Source organism: Saccharopolyspora hattusasensis (assembly GCF_050972075.1).
Classification (GTDB): Bacteria; Actinomycetota; Actinomycetes; order Mycobacteriales; family Pseudonocardiaceae; genus Saccharopolyspora; species Saccharopolyspora hattusasensis.
In genome coordinates this window covers 6,956,781-6,979,533 of the sequence record NZ_JBPCDC010000001.1, presented here as the reverse complement: position 1 = coordinate 6,979,533, position 22,753 = coordinate 6,956,781, and the positions used below count along the sequence as shown (strand labels likewise).

At 64.2% G+C, this 22,753-nt stretch carries 20 protein-coding genes and 3 pseudogenes; 1 reads left to right on the top strand and 22 read right to left on the bottom strand.

The annotated features are described in order from the left end of the window. Positions 1 to 179 precede the first annotated feature (179 nt). The 8 genes and pseudogenes from ACRXBZ_RS33620 to ACRXBZ_RS33585 form a co-directional block, all read right to left on the bottom strand. Complete coding sequence (locus ACRXBZ_RS33620; protein WP_210435410.1) at positions 180 to 605, bottom strand: SsgA family sporulation/cell division regulator; 426 nt, start codon at positions 603 to 605, stop codon at positions 180 to 182. 57 nt (positions 606 to 662) lie between these two features. Further along, a complete protein-coding gene (locus ACRXBZ_RS33615) occupies positions 663 to 893 on the bottom strand; it encodes a hypothetical protein (RefSeq protein ID WP_433882490.1) in 231 nt (76 codons plus the stop codon). Between the two features lie 68 nt (positions 894 to 961). Beyond that, entirely contained in the window at positions 962 to 1,144 is a 183-nt protein-coding gene (locus ACRXBZ_RS33610) for a hypothetical protein (protein ID WP_433882489.1), read from the bottom strand. Then, a complete protein-coding gene (locus tag ACRXBZ_RS33605) occupies positions 1,131 to 1,667 on the bottom strand; it encodes a cytochrome P450 (RefSeq protein WP_433882488.1) in 537 nt (178 codons plus the stop codon). Before ACRXBZ_RS33605 ends, ACRXBZ_RS33610 begins: the two co-directional genes overlap by 14 nt. Next, positions 1,664 to 2,551: an oxidoreductase C-terminal domain-containing protein gene (locus tag ACRXBZ_RS33600; protein WP_433882487.1), complete on the bottom strand. Its 888-nt coding sequence runs from the start codon at positions 2,549 to 2,551 to the stop codon at positions 1,664 to 1,666. The genes ACRXBZ_RS33605 and ACRXBZ_RS33600 overlap by 4 nt, the downstream gene beginning before the upstream one ends. 301 nt (positions 2,552 to 2,852) lie before the next feature. Further along, entirely contained in the window at positions 2,853 to 3,230 is a 378-nt protein-coding gene (locus ACRXBZ_RS33595) for an FAD-dependent oxidoreductase (RefSeq protein ID WP_433882486.1), read from the bottom strand. Positions 3,231 to 3,266: 36 nt separating this feature from the next. Next, positions 3,267 to 3,452: a hypothetical protein gene (locus tag ACRXBZ_RS33590; RefSeq protein WP_433882485.1), complete on the bottom strand. Its 186-nt coding sequence runs from the start codon at positions 3,450 to 3,452 to the stop codon at positions 3,267 to 3,269. A gap of 440 nt (positions 3,453 to 3,892) precedes the next feature. Next, positions 3,893 to 4,018 (bottom strand): annotated as a pseudogene (locus tag ACRXBZ_RS33585) (helix-turn-helix domain-containing protein); the annotation flags it as partial. A gap of 158 nt (positions 4,019 to 4,176) precedes the next feature. Between ACRXBZ_RS33585 and ACRXBZ_RS33580 the strand changes: the two are divergent. Continuing rightward, positions 4,177 to 5,532, top strand: coding sequence for an IS701 family transposase (locus tag ACRXBZ_RS33580; protein ID WP_433882484.1), 1,356 nt, complete (start codon positions 4,177 to 4,179; stop codon positions 5,530 to 5,532). A 10-nt stretch (positions 5,533 to 5,542) separates the two neighbouring features. Here the strand turns inward: ACRXBZ_RS33580 and ACRXBZ_RS33575 are convergent, their stop codons facing one another. From ACRXBZ_RS33575 to ACRXBZ_RS33510, 14 genes and pseudogenes are all read right to left on the bottom strand, one after another. Further along, positions 5,543 to 5,824, bottom strand: coding sequence for a helix-turn-helix domain-containing protein (locus tag ACRXBZ_RS33575; protein ID WP_433884052.1), 282 nt, complete (start codon positions 5,822 to 5,824; stop codon positions 5,543 to 5,545). A 2-nt stretch (positions 5,825 to 5,826) separates the two neighbouring features. Further along, positions 5,827 to 6,402, bottom strand: a complete 576-nt coding sequence (locus ACRXBZ_RS33570) for an IS607 family transposase (RefSeq protein WP_433882483.1) — start codon at positions 6,400 to 6,402, stop codon at positions 5,827 to 5,829. A gap of 66 nt (positions 6,403 to 6,468) precedes the next feature. Continuing rightward, on the bottom strand, positions 6,469 to 7,518 hold the full coding sequence (locus ACRXBZ_RS33565; protein WP_433882482.1) for an ABC transporter permease: 1,050 nt from the start codon (positions 7,516 to 7,518) through the stop codon (positions 6,469 to 6,471). Continuing rightward, a complete protein-coding gene (locus ACRXBZ_RS33560; protein ID WP_433884051.1) occupies positions 7,515 to 8,993 on the bottom strand; it encodes a sugar ABC transporter ATP-binding protein in 1,479 nt (492 codons plus the stop codon). Before ACRXBZ_RS33560 ends, ACRXBZ_RS33565 begins: the two co-directional genes overlap by 4 nt. A gap of 77 nt (positions 8,994 to 9,070) precedes the next feature. Beyond that, complete coding sequence (locus ACRXBZ_RS33555) at positions 9,071 to 10,222, bottom strand: sugar ABC transporter substrate-binding protein (protein ID WP_433882481.1); 1,152 nt, start codon at positions 10,220 to 10,222, stop codon at positions 9,071 to 9,073. Between the two features lie 57 nt (positions 10,223 to 10,279). Next, entirely contained in the window at positions 10,280 to 12,748 is a 2,469-nt protein-coding gene (locus ACRXBZ_RS33550; RefSeq protein WP_433882480.1) for an AMP-binding protein, read from the bottom strand. Further along, complete coding sequence (locus ACRXBZ_RS33545; protein ID WP_433882479.1) at positions 12,741 to 13,748, bottom strand: polysaccharide deacetylase family protein; 1,008 nt, start codon at positions 13,746 to 13,748, stop codon at positions 12,741 to 12,743. Before ACRXBZ_RS33545 ends, ACRXBZ_RS33550 begins: the two co-directional genes overlap by 8 nt. A 380-nt stretch (positions 13,749 to 14,128) precedes the next feature. After that, positions 14,129 to 15,355: a PucR family transcriptional regulator gene (locus ACRXBZ_RS33540; protein WP_433882478.1), complete on the bottom strand. Its 1,227-nt coding sequence runs from the start codon at positions 15,353 to 15,355 to the stop codon at positions 14,129 to 14,131. 9 nt (positions 15,356 to 15,364) lie between these two features. Next, positions 15,365 to 15,769: pseudogene (locus tag ACRXBZ_RS33535) on the bottom strand (transposase); the annotation flags it as partial. A gap of 15 nt (positions 15,770 to 15,784) precedes the next feature. Then, positions 15,785 to 16,582, bottom strand: a pseudogene (locus ACRXBZ_RS33530) (hypothetical protein); the annotation flags it as partial. 18 nt (positions 16,583 to 16,600) lie between these two features. After that, positions 16,601 to 17,461 carry a 2-keto-4-pentenoate hydratase gene (locus ACRXBZ_RS33525; protein WP_433882477.1) on the bottom strand — a complete coding sequence of 287 codons (861 nt, stop codon included), beginning with the start codon at positions 17,459 to 17,461 and terminating at the stop codon, positions 16,601 to 16,603. Positions 17,462 to 17,771: 310 nt separating this feature from the next. Next, the gene (locus tag ACRXBZ_RS33520; protein ID WP_433882476.1) at positions 17,772 to 18,668 is read right to left on the bottom strand and encodes a phosphotransferase; all 897 of its coding nucleotides are present in this window, start codon (positions 18,666 to 18,668) and stop codon (positions 17,772 to 17,774) included. Positions 18,669 to 18,844: 176 nt separating this feature from the next. After that, entirely contained in the window at positions 18,845 to 19,987 is a 1,143-nt protein-coding gene (locus ACRXBZ_RS33515) for an NsdA family TPR-like regulatory protein (protein WP_490885445.1), read from the bottom strand. A 142-nt stretch (positions 19,988 to 20,129) separates the two neighbouring features. Beyond that, positions 20,130 to 22,469 carry a LuxR C-terminal-related transcriptional regulator gene (locus ACRXBZ_RS33510; RefSeq protein ID WP_433882474.1) on the bottom strand — a complete coding sequence of 780 codons (2,340 nt, stop codon included), beginning with the start codon at positions 22,467 to 22,469 and terminating at the stop codon, positions 20,130 to 20,132. Positions 22,470 to 22,753 lie beyond the last annotated feature (284 nt).

Sequence of the window (22,753 nt, the reverse complement as noted above, 5' to 3'; positions counted from 1 at the left end):
CGGGTCTTGATCAAGATCGCTGCGCCTATCGCGATGAAGACCGAGAGCGCCCGCCATTTGCCCAGATGTGGCGCCCTCACCGGCGAGGCGCAGCGTGGCGGAGTTTTCAGGTGTTCAGGGCCACACCAGGTCCCGCGGCTGGGCCGCCTGGCGTGCGGCGCTTCGGGAGAACCGGGCCACTACAGGTTGTGCGAGAGCAGCCGGCTCAGCGCCTCGTCGAAGCTCATCCACCGGTGTTCGTCACCGGGTGCGACCGCGTCGTAGGTGTCGTTCAAGAACTCCGCAAGCTGATCGGCATTCACTTCGAAGGCGGCCTGCCCTGACGGCGAGCTCAACTCGATCACGACCAGCCCCGGATCGTCCAGTCGAGGGCGGATTCGCACGTCGCCTTCGCCCGCCTCGGCGACCAGCCCGTCGGCCAGCAGGTCACGGGCGATCACCCAATCCACCTGACCGGCCTTGCCCACGTTGAGCTTCATGCTGACCTCGTACGGGTTGCGGCTGTCGTACCCCAGTTCCACGCCAACCGGCGCGATCACACCCGCCGGGGCTACCAGGTTGAAGACCATGGTGGCGAGCACCGTGCCGTGATCGTTTGCCATCATGTCCGCACTCCCAAGCGTCGGCTTCACTTCCTAGATACCAGCATGCCCAACCCAGGTTCATGCCTTCTTCACGATGTCTTCAGACCCCTGGCGACAATCCACCCCCGGGCTCCCAGCGAGGAACCTTGACCGGCCCTTCATGGATGACCGGCCCGGGCCCGGTCCAGCAGGCGATCCCGCCGTGTAGTCCAAGCGCTCGACCTCGGCCGCTGCCTCCGGCGGCCGGTCCCCTTCGACGTAGCGCACGCCGTTCGTGCCGGGGTCGATGGGTGTCGCGGTCTCGCTCACCGATGAGCTCCTCGTTTGGTGTGGAGAGTCCGGCTATCACAGCGATGGAGCCACCGCGGCGCGTCCGTTCACCGACGCATCACGCGTTCTCGCGACGCGTCGGCGCGTTCCTCATGGGTTGCCGTGGCGAGGGTGTCGAATTCGACGAGGAGGTGGCGGGGGCCGCGCAGCACCTGATTGAGCTGGTAGGGAGGCGGGTCGGTCACCAGCCGGAGGTTGGCCAACCGGCGGGCCAGTTCAGGCAAGGCCACCTGTGACTCGACCCGGCCAGCGGGGCGCCGAAGCAGTAGTGGATGCCGTTGGCGAAGCCGAGGTGCTGGTTGTCGGTGCGGTCGGGGTCGAAGCGGTCCGGGTCGGCGAAGCGTGGGGGTCGCGGTTGCCGGCGGCCAGCATCAGCGTCAGCGGGGAGCCCTGAGGGATGGTGGTCCCGGCGATGTCGATGTCGGTCAGCGCGCTGTGGCCGGTCAGCATCTGCACCGGGGGTTGGTAACGCAGCAACTCCTCGACCAACGGCGTGATCAGATCGGGTTCGTGCCGCAGCCGGTCGAGCACATCGGGGTGGCGCAGCAGGGTGAGCATGCCGTTGGCGATGAGGTTGACGGTGGTCTCGTGGCCGGCGACCAGCAGCAGCGCGGCGGTGCTGAGCAGGTCCTCGCGGGGCATCGGCGCGTGGGCGCCGGTGTCGGTGAGCAGCCCGGAGATGAGGTCGTCGCCGGGTTGGCGGGCGTGGGCCTCGGCGAGCCCGTCGAGGTACTGCCCCAGTTCCGCGTTCACCTGGGCCCGCCTGCGCTGGCGCTCGGCGAACGCGCCCGTGGACGGATCAGCGGACGCGGTAATCGCGTCGGCCCAGTGGCGGAAGCACGGCTGGTCCTCACGGGGACGCCCTGCAGCCGGCAGATCGCGGTCACCGGCAAGGGATAGGCGAAGTCGCCGATCAGCCCCGTGGCGACCTCGGCCAGCCAGGGCCGCATCCCGTCGATGCGGTCGCGAGTGCACGGTGGCCCGAACGAGCGGGTGGCCAGCTCGCGCACCCGGTCGTGATCGGGAGGCTCGAGTTGGATGAAGGGCAGCGGCAATCCAGGCAGCCCCTCCTCCGGTACGGGCAGGCCGCCGGCCAGCTCAGGGTGGCTGCGGGGATCGGAGCTGACCCGTGGATCGTGCAGCAACGCGACGATCTCGTCGTAGGTGCCGACCACGTAACTGCCGTCGGCCTGCCGCGCCACGGGGGTTCTCCGCCTCTGGTAGAACTCCAGCCACCTGCCGTGGTTGAACGCGACCGCGGCGGTGATGCGCCCCTGGTAGCCGTAGTCGGCCACGAACCGGAGCTCGGCCACCGAGCCCTGGGCGATGACGACCTGATCGGCGAAGGTCGACACACCCACGGACTTGATGTTGGTCCCGAACTGCGCCGACCAGAACGCCGGGCTGTGCAGGTACGGCCACCGCTCAGTCTGGAGACTGACCATGTTGTGGGCGGCGACCTGGGCTTGAGCGGTCGCGTTGCCCCAGTGCTCCAGTGCCAGGAACTGGTAGTCGTACAGCCGGTGCGGGAAGCGCGACACGTCCCCGGCGACGAAGACGTCATCGGTGGCCACGCCGTTGACGTCGACCGCCCGGCAACCGGCGTCGCAGGCCACCCCCAGGGCGCCGGCGGCCAAGCCTGAACCGTTCACGAAACGTGTCAAAACGTTCCGTGAGCAGATGACTTGCGCCACCTGCGTTGACCATCAGGAAGACTGGTGGCCTTCACGCTTCCTCGACCACTGCCAGCACGAACGCTGGTCTGACACGGTCTCCACGTGCGTTTGGCCTTGCGGCCGGTTCCCACGCAACTCGCGGTACCTGACGTGTTTCACCTGCCGCCGCAGGAAAACCGCTGACCGGGCTTGGCTTTCGCTCGGTCAGCAAGCAACACACTACACCACGCTCTGTCACACATTGACACAGGATCCGGAACTGTCAGTAACCCTGCAGCCATTCGGTGCTGCGGACCGCCCCCAGCGCCACCACGGCGACATCGGCGTCGATCGCGGTGCCGTCGGAGAGATGCGCGCGGCGCAGCCGGCCGGTGGAATCCCCCCAGGGAGGCGACGCTGGCACCGCAGCGCAGGTCGACGCCGTGCTCGCGGTGCAGGTCGGCGGCCACTGCGCCGATCCCCCCAGGGCGCCGCCCAGGGGTGTCGGTCCCCGTTCGATCATCGTCACCGGCAGGTCTCTACCCCGGCATGCCGAGGCGACCTCGCAACCGGTGAACCCCGCGCCGATGACCAGCACTCGCCGGGCCCGCCAGGCCAACCGCTGCTGCAGTTCGGCGGCGTCGTCGCGGGTACGCAGCACGAACACCCCGTCGAGAGCGGCCTCGGCTTCATTGGGCTAAAGCCGGGCACGGGTCCCGGTGGCGATCAGCAGCCGGTCGTAGTCGACCGCGTCGCCGTCGCCGAGGCGCACCAGCTTGCCGACCAAGTCCAGCCCAGTGGCGGGGACACCGAGCAGCCACCGCGCATCCAACTCGTCGCTGCGGGGCAGCCCGGTGTGATCCAGCGCAACCCACCCGTCCATCACCTGCTTCGACAGCGGTGGACGGTCATAGGGCGATACGGCTCGTCCCCAATCATGGTCAGCGAGCCGGTGAAACCCTCCGGACGCAGGGTTACCGCACCCGCCAGTCCCGCCAGCGACGCACCCACGATCACGATGCGACCGCTGCGCCGCGGCGATCGTCGGATACCGCTGATCCAGCCATTCGGCGATCTTGTCCGGGTTCTTCTCAGGCTTCTGCGGGGACAGACCCCCACGACCGCAGGTACTTCCCGATCGTGACCCGCGACAGGCTGATCCCGAACCAGCGTTTCACCAGCTCGCCGACCTACCCGCGCGTCCACACCAGCCCCGGCAACGCCAACCGGTCCGGATACTTGCCCAGCACCGCCCCGCCGCACCCGCGCCTGCTGCCTCGCATTCAGCGCCTTCTGCTCACCAGCACGCCAACCACGTTTCCGTACCGCCAAGGCCCGATTCCCGTTACCACGGAACACATTCATCCACCGCGACACCGATCGCACCCCGACACCGAACGCCTCTGCCACCTCGGCCTGACTCAACCCGGGCTCCACAGCGACAACCACCCTCCGCCGCAGATCCTCTTGCTACGCAGAGGAAAGCCGCCGAGCCTGGACCACAGTCACCTTCACACCATAACCTCTGAGGTTTCTCAGTTATTGGTGAGTTGATCTGGTGGGTGGATGCCGAGGTGCTCGGCGTGGCGGCGTGACCTGGCCTGAAGATGGAGGAAGCATCGGCGTTGCTTACAACCGCCCGTTGTCCGGGAGATTCGCCGATGCTTCCTGTGGGAACCATACCGTCTTGTTTGCTGTCGGTGCTGGAAGGGGTGCGTTCGGTGTTCACCGCACCGACGTTCGCCACGTTCGTCTCGTTGGTGACCGGCCTGCTGGCAGCCACAGGCCCCCGGACGGTAACGGGAATGTGGAGCGCGGCCGGACTGGCGGGACGCTCCCACCACGCTCGGGCGCACCGGTTTTTCTCCCATTCCCGTTGGGATCTGGATTCGCTGGGGTTGCTGCTGGCCCGGCAGGTGGTGGCCCGTTTCGTCCCGGCCGGGCAGGCGGTGACGGTGGTGGTCGACGACACGTTGTTTCACCGCTATGGCGCTAAGACCCACGGGGTGTTCTGGCAGCACGACGGCTCGGCGAAGGGCCGCGACGGGATCGGACGGGGTAACTGCTTCGTGGTTGTCGGACTCGTCGTGACCGTGCCGTTTTTGACCAGGGCGGTCTGCCTGCCGGTCCTGTTCCGGTTGCATATCCCCAAATCCGGTGTCTCCAAGCCCGACGCGGCCCGGGCGCTGGTCGGGTTGCTCGCCCGCGCATTCCCCGAACGCACCCTCCACGTGGTGGCCGACGCCGCTTACCGGGGACCGGCGTGGCGCACTCTGCCCGGCAACACCACGTTCACCACCCGCCTGGCAGCCAACGCCGTGCTGTATGCCCTACCGCCCGAGCCCACGGGCAAGCGCGGACATCCCAGATGGAAAGGCGAGAAACTCGGCACCTGCACCGACCTCGCGGCCACCGCCACCTGGCGAACCACGGAAGTCACCTGCTACGGCAAGACCGAAACCGTGCACATCGCCACCATCACCTGCCTGTGGTGGGGCTCGCTGCACCGTACCCCGGTCACCGTGGTGCTGATCAAAGAGACCGACTCGGCCCGGCCCTACGACATCGCGCTGGTGTCCACCGACACCAGCGCTTCAGTCGAAACAGTCATCGCCCGCTACGCCGACCGCTGGAGCGTGGAGCAGACGATCAAGGACTCCAAGATCCTCATCGGCGCAGGCGACGCCGCCAACCGGCTGCCTCGCGCCGTCGAGCGCACCGTGCCCTTCGCGATGCTCGGCCTGACCATCCTGACCCTGTGGTACGCCGGACACGGCACCCCCGAGGCGGACCTGGCCGCCGCCCGCGCCCGAGCACCCTGGAACCGCAAGAAGTGCAACGTCAGCGTCGACGACATGCTCATCGCCTTCCGCCGGGCCCGAATAACTGCCATCAGCGCAGGCCAGAACACAGTCGATCAAAATCCCGCCAGGCCCTCGACCAGCACCTCATCCGCCGCATAACTGAGAAACCTCAGTTGTAGGACTCTGTGGAGTTTTCCGGCCACCACGCAGCCACCTCGTCCTTGGTGGCGTTCCAGGCGCGCCGAAAACCAGCCAGGGACCAGTTCAACGACGGCGTGAGCTGATCTTCGCCGATGCCGTAGGTGCGTTCGGCGGTGCGCTGGTCCAGGTTCGCCTTCACCCCAGCCAACGCCCAGTTGTAGGCCACCCGCGCCGCCCCGCAGTGCGACAACACCGCACGCTCCTGCATGGGCGTGAGGTCGAGCGCGTACCGGTACGCCTGATGCACCATGCTCACAGACCAGTGACCTCAGCGGTCGCGCACGCCACACCCGCTTCCGCGCGTTTGCGTGCCGACCCGCGCCCGTACAGGCGTGCACACATCGAGGTGAGCACGTCCACCATGTCCCACACGAGGTCGTCTTTCACTTCTTCTGGGTTGAGCACGACGATCCGACGTCCGGTAGCGGCCAAGGCGGATTCCAGGTGTTCGACACCAAAACGAGCCAACCTGTCGCGGTGCTCCACCACGATCGTGGACACCCGTGGGTCAACGAGGAGTTTCCGCAACTTCGGCCGGTTCCCGTTCAGACCAGAACCGACCTCGGTCACGGTTTCATCGATTGAGATGCCCTGTTCACCACACGCGGCGACGACCCGACCCGCTTGACGTTCGAGGTCGTCTTCCTGGTCAGCGCTAGACACCCGGCAGTACGCGACGGCGAACCCGGCGGGCCGGTCATGTTCGCGCACGAGCCACGTCCCAGATGGTGTTTGCACCACCGGAACCGGCATGCGACCGGACTTCGCCCAAGCCCACGCGGTTTGGTAGTGCACACCTTCCCGTTCAGCCCACTCCGATAGCCTCACAAGATCACCATACACCATGATGATCACTGATAACTACAGAGATCCAATCCAACAGTTTCCGACCCCTCACCGCCGTTCACCACGACTGCGGGCCGCCAGAACCGCCGAGAGTGCTACCGCCACCACGACCACGGCGCCGGTGAAGGTCGGCTCGACCCAGTCATCGACGCCGGCTAGTGTCAAGCCGTTGACAGCAACCGCAACAAAGAAGACGCCGACGATCGATCCGGCGACGGTGAACCTCCCCGGCTTGATCGTGGTCGCCCCCAGGAAGACTGCTGCCAACGCCGGCAGCATGAATCCTTCGCCGATCCCGGTCGAAGCCGATCCGGTACGGCAAACCAATAGCACCGCGGCAACCCCAGCGAGAGCACCAGCGATCACAAAACTGAACGCCACCATCCGCGAGACCGGAACGCCGACCAGTTTGGCCGCCTTCTCGTTCGAACCGATGAAGGAAAGATGCCTACCAGCAACGGTGTACCGCAACAGCACCGTCACCGCCAGGACGCAGATCAGCAGCAACCATGCTGGTTTCGGGATGCCCAGGAACGTGGTCGCCCCGAAGTCCGTCATGGAGTCAGGCAGGCCGAGGATGATGTCGTACCCCGAGAACAGCGCACTCAATCCGCTGAGAAGCGTCGATGTGCCCAGCGTGATCACCAGCGAGTTGGCTTGGAAGAGCGACACCAGCAGACCGTTCACGAGACCGATGAATGCCCCAGTGCTGATCCCGATGATGACGCCAACGATCGTCGGAACCTCCCAGAAAGCGACGGCGTGAGCAGTCGCGATCGACGACACTGTGACATTTGCCCCCAAGGACAGATCGAAGCGGAACGCCACCAAGGGGACCAAGGCGGCCAGCGCGACGATGCCGACAACAGATTCGCTGGCCACGATCGTCTGAACATTCGTCCAACTTGAGAACGATTCGGACGTCTGCGGAGAGATAGCGAAGTAGAGCGTCAGGCCCACCAAGCCAGCGACGAGTGCGTACTTGGCCAGAAAGTCGACGGCCGCTGCCTTGGCGCCAGACACCTGCCAAGATGGAGTTTCGACCGCCGATGACACGCCTGATGCCTCGTGGGCGGGGACTTCGGTTCGTTGGTTCATCGGAGGTCCGCTTTCTCGTTCATCTCGTAAACCAGGCTGATGAGTTCGCTGCGTGTAAGTGATTCGGTGGGCCTGCTGAAGGAAATGGTGCCTTCGTGAAGGCCCACAATCCGGGTGCAGTGCCCCAGGAGCTCCTCGATGTCTGAACTGACAACAACAACTGCGGCGCCCGATTCGGCAGCGGCGCCAATGAAGCGATAGATATCTGCGCGAGCCCCGATATCCACACCCTGAGAGGGCTCGTCTAGGAGCAGCACTCGCGGCAACGACGACAACCAGCGCGCCATGACGACCTTCTGCTGATTACCTCCTGAGAGGACAGAGATCGGCGCATCCAAACCGGGCGACTTGACGCCGTACTCGGCATGCTCCCGCGCTGCGGCCCGGGTCGCCTTCCGTGGTCGGAACACCCCCAATTGGGTGTGCCGATGCAGCGCATTGGCTACGACATTGTCCGATACCGACATTTCCGGGAACAGGCTCAGACGAAGGCGATCCTCAGGCACGTAAGCGACGCCGTTGGCCAGCATCGTACGAAGCCCAGCGCCCGACAGTTCACGACCCGCAACCCTCACCGAGCCGCCAAGGTGCGGGTGCAAACCCACGATCGTTTCCAATAGGCTGGTCCGGCCACTTGAGACCAGCCCGGCGACGCCGACGACCTCACCAGCCCCGACCTGCAGGTCCACTCCGCGGAGCGGCCCCCCGAGAAGCCCGGACACCGAGAGTACTTCTCGATGCTCAACGGGCGACCGCCCTCCCCGAACGCTCGCGCTATCGACCTGTCGGCCGACGATCGCCTCTACGAGCTTGGGTCGGGCCAGATCTGCCGACGGGCTATCGAGCACCTTCACGCCGTCGCGCAGCACCGTGACCGCATCGCAGACTTCGAGTATCTCGTCCAGTCGGTGTGAGACGAATACGATGCTCTGCCCGCGGCCGGCGTACCCACGCAAGCGTTCCAAAAGCTCACTCACTTCGCCATGCGGAAGACGAGCCGTCGGCTCGTCGAGGAACAAGACCCCGTCCGCGACCCCGCCGGACGGCACCTCAAAGTCGGAGAGGGCGCGCGCGATGGCAACCAGCGTCTGCTCTGCAGGCCGCAACTCACGCAGGTCCCGAGATTCGTCGATATCCAGCTCGAACCGGTCGAGGATGGACCTGGCCCGCTGACGCAGCGACTGCCGACCGACGAAGCCTGCCGGGCTGTCCCCCGGTGCGAGAACCGGCAGCAGGTTGTCTGCTACCGACAGGTCCTCAAAGAGGCCAAGGTCCTGATGAACGAACCGAAGCCCCAACTGCCGGGAGACCGACGGCGTGATCTGATCTGTCGGCTCGCTCCGGATCGGGGTGACCACATGTCCACCCCGATCCGGCCGGACGACTCCAGCAAGCACCTTGATCAAGGTGGACTTGCCGGACCCATTCCCTCCGGCGAGGGCGTGAACGCTCCCTCGGGCAACGTCTAAGTCCACCTCAGCCAGCGCGCGTGATGTGCCGTAGGTCTTCGAGACAGACCCGACCCGCAGTATGTAGTCGTTCGATCGCACTGCTACTTTCCCTGCCAAATCCTGATGTAGTTCTGCTGGTAGGCGTCAGCACCGTGGTTGCCGTCGTACTCCTCGACGTCCGGGACGCTGGCAGAGTCCATCGACTTGATGCCGATACCCGAGTCGACGACGTCCTCGCCGGCAAACAGCCGGTTCAAGGAGTCGGCAGCAGCCCAGCCCAGCCAGGTCATCGGTCGACCGACCGCGAAGTTCTGTACACCCGAGCGCAGCAGTTCGAGTGACGAAGGGCTACCTTCGTGGCCGGCAAGCAGGAGGTCAGAACGACCCGACTTCCGAGCCTGCTCGACAGCAGCTCCCACACCAACCGGGATGTTGGCATCCAAGGGCGACATGACCACATTGGCCTTCGGGAACTTCGAGAGCCCAGCCGCAGTCTTACCCTGCAGCTTGCCGCTGAAGATGTCACCAGAGGTGTATGGGATCGACTCAACCGTGCACGTCGAGCACTCGGCCATCCGAGCCCGGAACGACTCGCCGACGTGGCGCGTCACAGCCAGGTCATCCTGCTTCAGCTCCACCACAAAGGCTTCACCGTTGGTCTTTGCAATAACCCAGTCGGCAATCGCCGGTCCGACCACCGTGCTTAGGAACTCACCATAGGTGTCGAGGTTCTTGCCCCAGGGGAGATGACCGTCGAACATCCGCTCGCCGCCACCTGCGAACTTGTCGTCGCAATCGAGGGCGTTGGCGCCGAACACGACGATGCCTGCCGCCTGGGCTTCCGAAATGGCTCCTTTGGTCGCAGCACAATCCACCGAGAACAGCATGATCGCGTCAGCCTTGTCCGCGATGGCTGCTCGAATCTGCTGGTTGTAGACGTTTGGGTCGAGCTTGCCATCAGCCACCTTCACATCCCAGCCCAGGTGCTTGCCTGCTTCCGCGGCACCATTGGCGGGCAGCGCGCATCCAGAACCTTGGAGTGAGCACGCAATCGCCCAGACCTTCTTGCCAGGTACCGCCTTCGGCCCAGACTTGGGCATCTCACGGTCCGTGCCGGCGAAGTTGGCCTCGATGTTCTTCTTGGCCTGCTCGACAACGGCTGCAACGTCAGCATCGGTGCCACCAGCCCCGGAAGGATCGCTCTCACCGCATGCTGTCACGAGGACCATCGCCGCCGCAGCGGCGATCGCCAATCTTAAACACCTCATACCTGTGCCTACTTTCCCTTTTCACGATTCACAGAAAGACCACTACGACGTAGAAGTACTGCCACCAGATGACCTCGATTCGTGGTCGGGAATCACCGATTCCGACCTCGCGAGGCGGGCAAGGCGCTCGTCAAGAATCTGGCCCGCTTCGTGAGTCGCATGACTGATCTGGTGCGACATGAAATGGAATGTGTGGAACTGCGCCTCCCCGCGGAGGTCCGCCAGGTACTGCAGACTCTCCTTGGACAGCTCCAACGCCTGACGAGGCGCACGCCGGAGCCGCTCGGTGAGCCATGCCAACTTCGAGTCAAGGTGAGCGTCCGGGACTACCCATGTCACCAGACCTGCTTGCCGGGCTTGCTCGGCCGACAGTCTCTCGTCCAACCAGAACACCCGTTTGGCCCAGCTCTCGCCAACCTTCGATGCGAAGTTGGGAACCTCTGCCTCGTTGACCCCCATGTGCATCAGGATCGGGGACCCGAATATCGCGGATTCTCCCGCAACGACAAAGTCAGTCGCTGCGGCAAACATGAGTCCGGCAGCCAGACAGTGGCCCTGGATTCGGCACACGGTCGGTATCGGCAAGTGGCGGAGCTTCTCAACCGGGTCGACGAACCAACGCTTCTCCTGTGCCTTCCGCGTCTCCACCTTGGAAAAGTTGCTAAAGTAGGTCTCGTCCTCGCCCATCATCCGAAGGTCGTGGCCCGAGCAGAAGCTCCGCCCCGCGCCCGCGATCACCAACACCCTGACAGAGCGGTCGGCTACCACCTCGTCGATCGCGGCATCGAACTCGCGCAGCATCTCGAGATTCTGCGCGTTGTGAACATCAGGACGATTGAAGGTGATTGTCCTGACCCCGTCACGATCATCGACCAGGATCGGACCACTGTCCCGTCTAGCCGACCGCCCGACGGGACCTGTTGCCGCTGCCCCGCCGTCCACGTCCGGCGCCTTGGATGCTGGCGCAGTCGACAATTGGCTTGCCAGCTCACGCAGTATGGCCACATCAGGTTTGCCACCGGACGTCCTGGGAACCTCACGGACCACCTCAATCCACTTGGGGTGTTTGAAGCGAGCCAACGTCCGACGGAGGCGACCTCGAATGTCCTCGACCAGATCGGGGTCGGCATGGAACTCTGGCTCCGGCTCTACGAAGGCCACGACGGACTCGCCGAACTCGGGGTCTGAGCGCCCGACGACCACAGCGTCAGCCACTTTGCGATGGCCGACCAGCGCGTTCTCGACCTCCTGGGGGTAGATGTTCACACCGCCAGAGATGATCACGAAGGACTGACGATCGGCGAGATAGAGGTACCCGTCGGAGTCCAATCGCCCAACATCCCCAACGGTGACCCACGCCGGATTGTCTGGGTGACGGGAACGAGCGGTCTTCTCCGAGTCACCGAAGTACTCGAAAGGGCGCGCGGGCTTGAAATAAATCGTTCCGACCCGGCCAGCCGCAAGTGCGGCACCACTATCGTCGCAGATCCGCACCAGTTCCGGATCAGGTCGCCCTACCGATCCTGGTCGCTCGGACCATTCCTTCGGGTCAAGGAATGCCCGACCGATGGCTTCCGAGGCGCCGTAGAAGTCCCACAGGATCGGGCCCCACCACGACACCATCGCACGCTTGGTTGCATCCGGGCAGGGTGCAGCCGAGTGAACGGCCACCCGCAACGACGAAAGATCGTAGGCGTGCCGAACTTCTGAGGGCAGCTGCAGCATCCGGACGAACATCGTCGGGACCCACTGGCTGTAAGTCACCCGATACTGCTCGATCGCCTTGAGCGCTCCCTCGGCGTCGAACTTCTCCTGTACCACCACCGTGCCGCCCAGCACGTGCGTCGCGACACAGAACCGCAGCGGGCTCGCGTGATACAGCGGCGCCGGACTGAGATAGACATCGCCATCCTCGAAGCCGAACTCAGTCTTATACACCGAGGCCAACGAGAACGTACGCTCGTCGATGGCTGCGTCCGGATCGATCGGCCGCCAGATGCCCTTGGGAGTTCCGGTCGTGCCCGACGAGTAGAGCAGCTCGTTCCCAAGCGGCTCCCGGTCAGGGCGCTCATCCGATACTTCGGCAAGGGCTTCCCGCATGTTCCGGTACCCATCGAGCAGACCCGTCCCTACTGCCAGCCTGAGTTTCAGGTGGTCGATCTCGTCGAACCTCGACGCTGTACCTTCGAAGTCCGTGCCGACGATTACGCCGCTCGCATTGCAATCGCCCACGATGTAGGCGGCCTCATCCGGTGTCAGTTGAGTACTAAGGGTCGTGACGCGGTGGCCGGCTCGGAGGATGCCCCAGTACGCCACGAAGTACTCCAGGCAGTTCCCCAAGAGGATCGCGATCGGACTACCGTCGGGGAGGTTGGCTCCCCGGAGCACATTCGCCAACCGAGCCGAGCCGTCGGCGAGTTCACGATAGGTCATGGCTGCACCTGACGCAGCCATCACGACGGCGACCCGGTCAGGGCGCGCAACGAACGGGTGTGCTGGTCTCTCAGCCATGGATCGGTTGCACCGCGCTCTGCCAGTCGAACTCGCCGCCAGCAACCTTGCCGCCAACTTCCTTAGCGGCGTTGTTGCGCATCGCGCCAAAGACATCCTCGTAGGACATCCCCTCACGCGGACTGATCTCCTCCATCTTGGACAACGTCTCCAACGGCGGAATCCCCTCGAAGGAGACACCGAGGTGGTCGGCCCACTTCTGGGTGCTGTTTCGGAAGAGGCGGGTGTGAATTGGCGCTGGGAGCGCGTTCAACGGATCCCGCATGCCTTCCTCGAGCGATACGAACTCGACGCCGGCCGCGACCAGAGCCTCGAGCATTGGGCGCACCGAGTCGGACGTAACGGCCGTACCGTGAAAAACCGAGATGAAGATCGGGTCGCGGCCGAACATCTCACGCGAAACAGCCGCGTGGCGCCGGAGCTGGTCAACCGCCGTTTCCGCGTACGTCCGCACCAGCCAAGCGGCCGCGTCAGAGTCCGCGCTCTCGACCGTTCGCCAGTACGGCGCGACGAACTGAGCGTCATAGAACCAGTAGCTGACCGGCGCCGGGATGTAGTTTTCCTCGGCCAGGAAGTGGTGAATGTCGGTAACCTTGTCAGCCTCGGCGCCCCACATGTCCATCGGATACCGGAAGTACTTCACCGGAGCAGCCTCGATGAAACTGCCGATGTAGTCCTCGGAGAGTTTGATGTCGTCAGTGAATGCACTGGCCGGGACCCAATCGGGACTGGCGTGATTGTGCGTATGGTTTCCGACGTGGTGCCCGGCAGCACACCACGCTTCGACTTGCTCGCGCAGACTCGGATCCGCCTCCATTGGACCCGTGCTGAAAAACGCGTAGCAGCCAGTGATCCCAAAATCAGCGAATGCCGAGGTCAACGACGACACCACGCGCTCAGCGCTGTACCCGGTCGGAAACGGCACCAGTTTCCACTGCAGGAAGTCGTCCACGGTAATGGCCACCTTCACCGGGCCGTTCGGAGAAATCGGTTCGCTCACAAGTTGCCTTCCTGCAGTGACGTGCTCTGTGTCACACAACATGTTGCTCGCTGGAGCCGCACCGGATCAACCTGCTCCGGCACCACAATCCGGTGGGGTGTCCCCACACATGCCACTGAGTAGAGGCCGGCGAACCCGCCAGGTGCGGCTGGAATCGCTGCTAGTGTCGTAAGTCGTTAATTCGTGTGCAGGAGCGGGCGATGGATACGAGGACGTGGTCCGCGTCTTGATCCACACGTAGGGACGGGGGTCCCGTTCCGGCCTTGATCCAGGCCGGATGTCGGTGTTGAGGGCTCGGACTCTGATGTGCGCATCGCGCTTGCGTTTCTCGGTGGTGAGCGCGGAGAACCAGCCCTTGTTGGCCCGCAACAGCTAGCCGGTCAGGAGGCGTCAGCCGCCTGGTCGAGGCGAACCAGGGGCGCAAGCCGAAGCGCGAGCCAGAGCGGAAGGTCTCCGACTTCGGTCGGCCGACCGCGGACCTTCTCGAACTTCTTGAGCCGTTGCGTCACCGTATTCGGATGCAAGTGGAGCTCGCGGGCAGTCCGCGTCGGGCTGGCACCGGTTTCCAAGAACACCTGGACTGTCTGTATCAGCTCGAGACCGGCCGGTCCCTTGTAGAGCAGAGCGCCGAGCTGCCGACGAACCAACTGTCGCGCTGCCTGGTGGTCCTGAAGCGCTAGCATCTCGGCCTCGACATCAGGAAAGCACAGCGGCGATGCGGATGGATTGGCTTCCATCAGACGCGCGGCACTGAGTGCCTCCTCCCGAACACGTCGGAACCCGACGGCGCCAAACTGCTCACTGCTGAGTGCGACCCTGGCTCCCTCGGGTGGACGCGAGGGCAGGCGTGACCCGAATGCGGTCCAGGACCCCTCGCGCACCGTGACCCACACCAGCGCCGAGCGGGCACCCAGGGCCATCCCAAGGAACGGACCACCCAGCATGCTCGCAACGTGGGAGACCGAAGCGTCCAATCGGCCGGCCGGAAGGTCCGGGTCGGTAGCGACGACAAAGGCAACGTGGGCATAGCCGGCGATCGAGTATCCGAGGAGTTCCTCAGCGTGCGCGACGTCAATGTCTCCGGCAATGAAATTGTCCAACGTTTCCCGGACCTGGGCACCCTCGCGGTAGGCCAAATGAGCCGTTCTCGTGGAGTAGATCTCGACGACCTGAGCAGTGATGTCCTGGACGTAGTCGGAGATCCAGCTCATCGCGACCTCGAGCAACTCCAGCCGAAAGTCCTCGGACAGCGCCTCATGGGACTTCGCCCGGACCGCTTCGAGGAACGTCTTCCAGATCTCGACCTTGCAGATCTCGTAAGCCATCAGCAGCGACTCCAGCGGTGCACCGCTGTCCGCCTGAGCGATGACGAGCACGCGAGCCGGCTTCGGCATCGCCCACATCCGAGGGCGAGCCGCCAAACCAAAGCTTCGGAACGACGGCAGATGTGACATGACAGATGCCCTCAGTAGAGCCCGATCGACGTCGTCTGGCACCATCGTGGGAACGCGTTCCGCAAGCAGACCGACCAGACGTTCGAAGACAACATCGCCCTGAGCTTCTATCCACTCGCGATAGAAACTCAACCGATCTGTCGTCCCCGCCACTCTTGCAGTCTAAGCACCTGGCCAAAAGTCTTGTCCGAAACCTTCGGGTAGCCAGGGCGTGGTCCAGGGGGCTGCAGTGGCGAGTGTTTGTTCGGGGGTGCGACCGCGGAAGTAGGCGTGGGTTTGCCGGACACGGTCGGCCATGGTGGCGGGTGCGGTGTTGGCGATCCACTGTTTGAACCCGGCCCAGACTCGCTCGACCGGATTGTCCTGCGGGCTGTACTTCGCGCCCTCGATCAGCATGAGGCGCGGGTGTTCGGCCAGCCACCGCTTGGTGATCCCGCTGTGGTGGGTGGATCCGTTGTCGCAGACAACGGCCACGACCGGCGCGTTGGGGTAGGCGTCGAGCAGGAGTTGGAGGAAGTAGCAGAACACCACGGAGACGTTCTTCACCGAAATGTGGTGGCGCCAGGCCCTGATCTCCACGTTCCCGGCATAGGCCGGTAGTCGACCGCCATGAGCCTTCACGCGCACCGAGACCGTCACCCGCCCATCGCCGGCTGCCACCAACGCCGCCGCGTACCCCGGCACGAACGAACGGACCTCCGCGGCCGCGGCCTCCACGGACGCCCTCAGATCTGGTGCGCTGCCGACATCAGAGGCGAGCACCGTGACCTCTGCGCGAAACTCCGGTGCGGGCCGGGCCGGACTGATAGCGGTCAACACCTTGGCTTTAGGCGCATGGGTGAGGCGACGGATCGCGTATTCCGTGGTGGCCAGGTACTCGTCGAGGTTGCGCCGCGTGGCGGGGCCCACGCTCGGGCTGGCCGCCGTGGTGACAACCTCGACGTAGGCCGGTGTGCAGTGCTGGGCCAGTGCGTTCAAGACGGGCAGGACGGCCTGTCCGCCGCAGCTGACCAAGTTGAGATGGCGAGCTGACTCGGCTCGGTATCCGTTGACCGTCGGGGCGACCATCGTGCCGCCGCTGCTCGGGGTCAGGTCCACGAGCAGGACGTCCTCACGTGAGGCGAGCTCGCCCCAGTGCGCGGGATGCGCCGCAGCGTTGGATGCGTCGAAAACGACGTCGATATCGCTCCCCACTGCGTCCACGCCAGCGGTGGACGTCGCGCATCCCAGCTGCGCGGCCCTCCGCAACCCGATGCTGTTGCGTCGTCCCGTGACCAACGTGCACGCCAGGATGCTGGACGTCGTGAGTCTCGCGGCCAGATCCACCCCGAGTACGCCAGCGCCGATCACAGCGGCCCGGAGCTTGGCATGGTTCGGCATGGCCTTCTCCTTCCAGTATCAGTAGCTGTGGCCGGGCGCGATGTGCAGGCTCACCGAGGGCAGACGCGGCGAGTGCACCGACACGGTCTTCCCCACCGGCAGCGGGAAACTGGCGTGCACGGCTCCGGCCAGCACGACCTCACCGGCGGCCAGCCCCGTGCCGAACGCGTGCAGCCGCCGAGCCAGCCAGGCGACCGACCGAAGCGGATCGCCCAGGACGTCCCGTCCCTCACCCGTGGCGACCTCGTGCGTGCCCACCCGAACGGTCAGGCGTTCGTCCCGCAGGTCCCATTCCGGAAGTGACGCCGCAGCACCGAGAACACACCGCGCCGCGCCCGCGTTGTCGGCCACGTTGTCGGCCACCGTGATCCCCGCCAGGTCGAAGCGGCTGTCGATGACCTCCAACGCCAGAAACACCTCGGCCACCGCCGCGTGAACATCGTGCCCGGTGATGTCAGGCCCACCCACATCCGTGCCGAGCCGGAACGCGATCTCCGCCTCGATCCGCGGCGCGAGCAGATCACCCGCCCACAGCACCCCGCCTGCGCCCACGATCATGGAATCCAGCAGCACGCCGAAATCCGGCTCGTCGATCCCGATCTGCCGTTGCATTGCCGCCGACGTCAGCCCGACTTTGTGGCCCACCACGCGGGCCCCTGTCCCTATACGCAGCGTCGTCCCACACCATTGCACGAGATACGCCTCGTCCACGGTCAGCCCCGGCCGGCGACGGCTCAACAGCGTTTCCGAACGCCGACGTCGTTCTGCCTGATACAGGCGCTGCGCCTCCTCGGCCTCCCAACGCTGCGCGCCGTCGCCACCGCCGGGAATCGACGCCGATCGCGCGTCCTCGGCCTCCACACCCTGATGCAAAGCCATACACGTCACTCCCTAAATTGCCGCCTCGCACAAGCGAAACGCGAAGACGATCACATCGCCTCATCCGGATCTGGGAAAGGGCTCGCACGGGGCCTGCAAACCGCAAACGGGCTCGTCCTACAAACAGGGACGCCACCCCCGGAGGTGGCATTCCCCAGCAGCACCGCGATACCCGCCCGAAGGTCACGCAGCGAAACAGCGACCACCGCAGGCCATTCGCGTCGGTTCTTCCAGGGACGCCTGGCAGAAGCAATTCGGCGTTCAGGATGGATGTGACTGGTTAGGAGGATTTGATGGCGTCTTACAGGGGTTAGGACGCGGTCCAGTTCCAGGGCCGTAGACCGTGGTGTCCACGGAGGCAATCGATGCGGTGGCGCGTTTCCTGCCGGATGCGTTCACCCTGGTCAGCGCGGTTGGCGAGCCAGCTCGTCATGCGAAGTTCACGGATATCTCTCAGGAGCTCGTAGGATGGGCTGGCAAGAACGTCGAAGCCGTAGGCGTCAGCGAACTGCTGATACTCGGCGGCGCTGACCCAACGGAAGCTGTCGTGTTCGCTGGCCACGAGCGTCAGATCCCATTCCGGTGGGCCGATCGCGACGCGTTCGAGGTCAAGCGCCAGGATTCTACCGTCGTCGGTGACAACGATGTTGTTGTCATGCGGGTCGCCGTGGATCAAGGCCTGGCCGAGTGTGAAAGTGGCTTTCTTCCAGCGGCTTTCGAGATCGACGAGGCGATCACGCAAGAACGTCTTGTCGCCTGCTGAGATCGGGGCAGCATCGATTCGTTCGGCAACCCGTACGAAAGGCTGCAGCGGGGAGATCAGGTTCCCCTCGGGCGGGGAGGTGCTGTGTAGCTTATGCAGGAAGTACCCGATCTCGGCTGGGGTCGCGGGTCTGTGAGTGGGCAGTTCGTGCCAGAACGTCACCACTGTGTCGACGTCATTGAGCTCGACCGGCTCCTCGGCGGGCTCGACGACGGGGATGTTGGCGCTGTGGAGCAGCCAGACTGCCAGAGCGGTTTCTCTCAACGCGGTATCGCGCTGGCTCGCCATCCGGGTGACGCGCGCGACGAGTTGGTGGGGCAACCGGTAGGTTGCGCTGTCGCCCAAACTGAGAAGTTCGACGCCTGCGCTGTCGATTCCCCGTTGGGCACAGGCTGCTTGCAGGGCACGGGTTTCGGCTTGGGCGCGGGCGAATGGAATGGTCATGGAGTTAACCCTGTAGTGTCTTGGCGATCTGGTGACGGAGCTCGGACACGTCATCGACCCGCACAGAGGGCTTGGTCGCGGCATGCAGGTCCCGGAGATAGCTGCGGACACGCTGGGACCGCAGACCTTCGGCCTGAGTGAGAGCTTCCAGCCCTCGTTGCGCGGCGGGCCCTGGATCATGGTTGATCTGCAGGGTCACGGATTTCAGTAGTGACAGAGTTTTCGACCGAGCGTATGCCGGTGTGTGGTGGTCGACGGCAAAGTCCAGGCGTTCGATGGCGGGGCCCGCGTCGCGGCCGTGGCGTACTAGATCGAACAGCGCGTGCCCAGAGTCTCCGTGCATTTCGGCTGCGTCGTAGTACTCCATCCAAGGGGGTGTCGGTGACGCTGTCAGCGAAGTGTTCGTCTGCGCGGTCGATGGCAGCAAGGCAAGCATCGGCCTTGCCTTCTCTGGCCAGAGCGCGAGCACGGACGACCTGAAACATGGACCGTTCGCGGGCGCTGAGCCGGTCATCTCGGACTTGAGCAAGTTCAGCGAGCTCCAGGGCATTGTCGCGCCGCAAGCTGACGGCTTGGCGCGCCATGTCGGATAGAACCGTCGCGCGCAGGCTCTGATCCTTTGCCCGCTCCACGCAGAACAAGCTGAACCGGAAGTAGCGATCCGCGGAATCGTGGGCTCCCGCATCGTAGGACATCCAGCCGGCGACTTCCGCAAGATTGCCGACGGCCACGTGGAGCTCCCGGCGCACGTCCTCGCGACGGCAGCGGGCCTCCAGCAGGCCAGCGGCCCAGCGCAACTGCCCGGCTACCGCCTCCCGAGAAAGCCCGCCGCCGAACAGATGCTCCCACTCCGAGAACGTCTTGGCGCTTTGCGACACATGGGCTACCTCTGTACGGCCGACCCATTGCGGCACGGGGGTGGGGGACTCTGCCCGCGCCAGGAACTCCGCAACCGATCCGCTCAGCAGTACGCCACTGGCGACGCCGGTGCTCAGGCCAAGAAATCCGCGCCGATGCACATCTTCCTCCTCTCCGACCGCCCTGCTGCAGTAGAAGCCCAGCTCAGCATCAGACCCCACGCCAAGCACAGCCCGGAAGCCAGAGCGATACTCCTCGTTGGGCCATCGGTGGATGCCACGCTCCAGCTTTGACACGTAGTAGGTCGACATCGGCGGGTCCAGTCCCAGGTGTTGCGAGACTAAGGCGGCTACCTGGGCTTGGGTAAGCCTGTGCCGGCGTCGCGCCGACTCAGTCGACGTGTGAAGGCGCCTGGCATGATTCCAAAACGCGAGACCTACCCAGCGCGCGCGGACGGCGATGCATCGATTTTCAACAACACGGCCACCAAGATCGACCGGTCAACATCACGAAAGATCGAGGCCGGGAGACGAGAGGAGGCGAGGAGGCGAGGAGGCGAGGAGGCGAGGAGGCGAGGAGGCGAGGAGGCGAGGAGGCGAGAGACTAGAATTTTTGCCTCACCCAGGTGGCGATTTGGGTGCGAGTGTTGAAACCGAGTTTGACCAGAATATGCTCGACATGGGACTCGACAGTGCGCGGTGAAATGACGAGTTGTTCCGCAATACCTTTGTTGGACATGCCTTTGGCAACGAGCATGGCAGTTTCGCGTTCACGGCGAGTGAGCGATGGCTCCGCGGACGCGGCAGGGGCAGAAACCGTTGTGGACGGCTTCGTTTTCTCACCGAGGGCCTCACCGACGGCACGACGAATAGTCAACTGCGCACCCTGCTCATAAGCAGCATCAAACGCACTATCCCCGAGTGATCTCCGAGCCCGCGTTTCACATTCCGCGTATAGCTCATTAAAGGCGTAGAAGCCGAACCGAGGGTTACCGATCGGCCGCCACATCGCGTCGCTTGCTCCAAGCAGCCGCGCAAATTGTGTGACGTCGCCTTCAGCAGCGCTGATCACGGCCGCCACGTCGAGACAAGCCGGCTGGCCCAGCAGATCATCGAGATTCTGCATGATCCTAAGCGCCTCCCGTATGCGTGCGCGTGCTTCGCTGAGGTCGCCGTCGATCAACCGAGCAAAGGAAATCGCCCACAGAGCCCAGGACATTACCCATTGCTCGCCATGCGCTGCGCAGAATTTCTGACACTCGCGGAAGATATCGGTAGCACTGTCGAGATCCCCTAGGCAGGCGGCGGCCAACGATCGGTGAATGTATGCAATACCGGTAAGGCAGTTCAGTTCGTCCAACGCCCGATGCTCGGCGAGTGACCGGTCCCACATCGTCGTCGCGGTCGCGAGATCACCTTTCAACAGGTAGGTCATGCCCAAGAACTGCGTCGCATGCGCCAGCACCCGTTCGTCGCCGCTCTGGCGCGCTAGTGCACAACTCTCGTCGAGAAGCACGATGCTCTGCGCGATGTCCCCTTGCAGGCCGGCAATATAGCCATTAATACAGAGCGCCCAGGCGCGGTCCCGGTCGGGCTGCGTATGTTTCGCGAGTGCTCGTCCCAGCCAGTAACGTCCGTCACGCAGGCAACCGCACGCGATCCAGTAATACCATAGTGCCGCTGCCATGCGTATCGCGGCGCGGGATTCGCCCGGTTCAGTCAGGCAAAAGTCGAGTGCCCTCCAAAGGTTAGCTCTATCGAGTCTGAGACGTTGGCTCCACTGCTTCTGATCGGGGCCGAAGCAACCGGCGTAAAGCTGCTCCGCGAAACGAAAATAGTGATCCCGGTGTTGGCGGCGCACTATCAATTCCTTGCCGTTGTCGACAAGCCGCTCGTGTCCAAACTGTCGAATCGTCTCCAACATCCGATACCGCGCCGGAGAGCCTATTCCCTTCTCGCGAGTAAGAACCGACTTTTGCACTAGCCCCGCCACTCCGGTGAACACGTCCTGCGCGTTCATTCCCTCATCCGCGCAGACGCTTTCCGCGGCCTGCAGATCGAATCCCCCGGCGAACACCGACAACCGAGCCCACAAGACCCGCTCCTGCTCCGAGCATAGATCGAAACTCCACTCCACTGCTGCCCGCAACGTCTGGTGGCGAGGCAAAGCGCCTCGATTGCCGCTCGTCAGTAGTCGGTACCGGTCCTCCAACCGGGCCACAATTTCCTCTACCGACAACACTCGCATCTGCACGGCGGCCAACTCGATAGCTAATGGCAAACCATCCAACCGCTGACACAGCCGCGTCACGGCAATCTCGTTATCCCCACTCAGCTCGAAACCGGGCAGCACCGCGGTAGCACGTTCCTCAAACAATGCCAGCGACTCGTACTGTGAGCCCTGCCGTGGGTCGTTGCCCGTCAGTTCACCATTGTTGTTCGTGCTGGTCACATCGGGCACCGACAAGGACGGCACCGGCCACACGTGCTCGCCCGCCACACCCAGTGATTGCCGGCTGGTGACCAAAAATCGCACGCCGGGGGCAGCGGGCAGCAGCCTGCTGACGAGCTCGCTGCAGGCATCGAGCAGATGCTCGCAGTTATCCAAAACGAGAAGCAGACGCTTATCCACCAAGTACTCGATCAACACCGCGTCCAACGCGCGCGTCGAACGGTTACGCAACTCCAACGCCTCAAATAGGGCGTGATACAGCAACGATGGGTCCTGCAGCTTCGCTAACTCGATCAACCACGCCCCTTGCGGGAAAGCCCGCCGAACATCCCGAGCTACCCGCAACGCGAGCCGCGACTTACCCACGCCGCCAGCACCAGTCAACGTTACCAACCGCGACGCTGACATCAATCGCTTAACTTCCGCCACAGCCTGCCGTCGGCCCACAAAGCTCGTCGGTTCCCCCGGCAGACCGCCCGACACACTGACCATCAGAACCACCAGAAAATCTAGTTCAACCTTCCATAGTACTGGAGGACGTGGTCAAGTCAATGTCACGCGTGGGCTCTTCGAAAACGCCCGCGTGGATGAGTCGTTGCCTCACGGACGGATGCCCGCGTACCGGCATGTCGCCGATCCGCGGTAGTAGGGGTGGCTCATCGCGCTGATGGGATTGGACGATGGGTCAGCGTCAGGCGGTGACAGGCAGAGCGTCACGCGCTACCGGTCAGCATCCGAGACCGGCAAGGCCGCGATCTCGGACCAGTTGTGCGCGT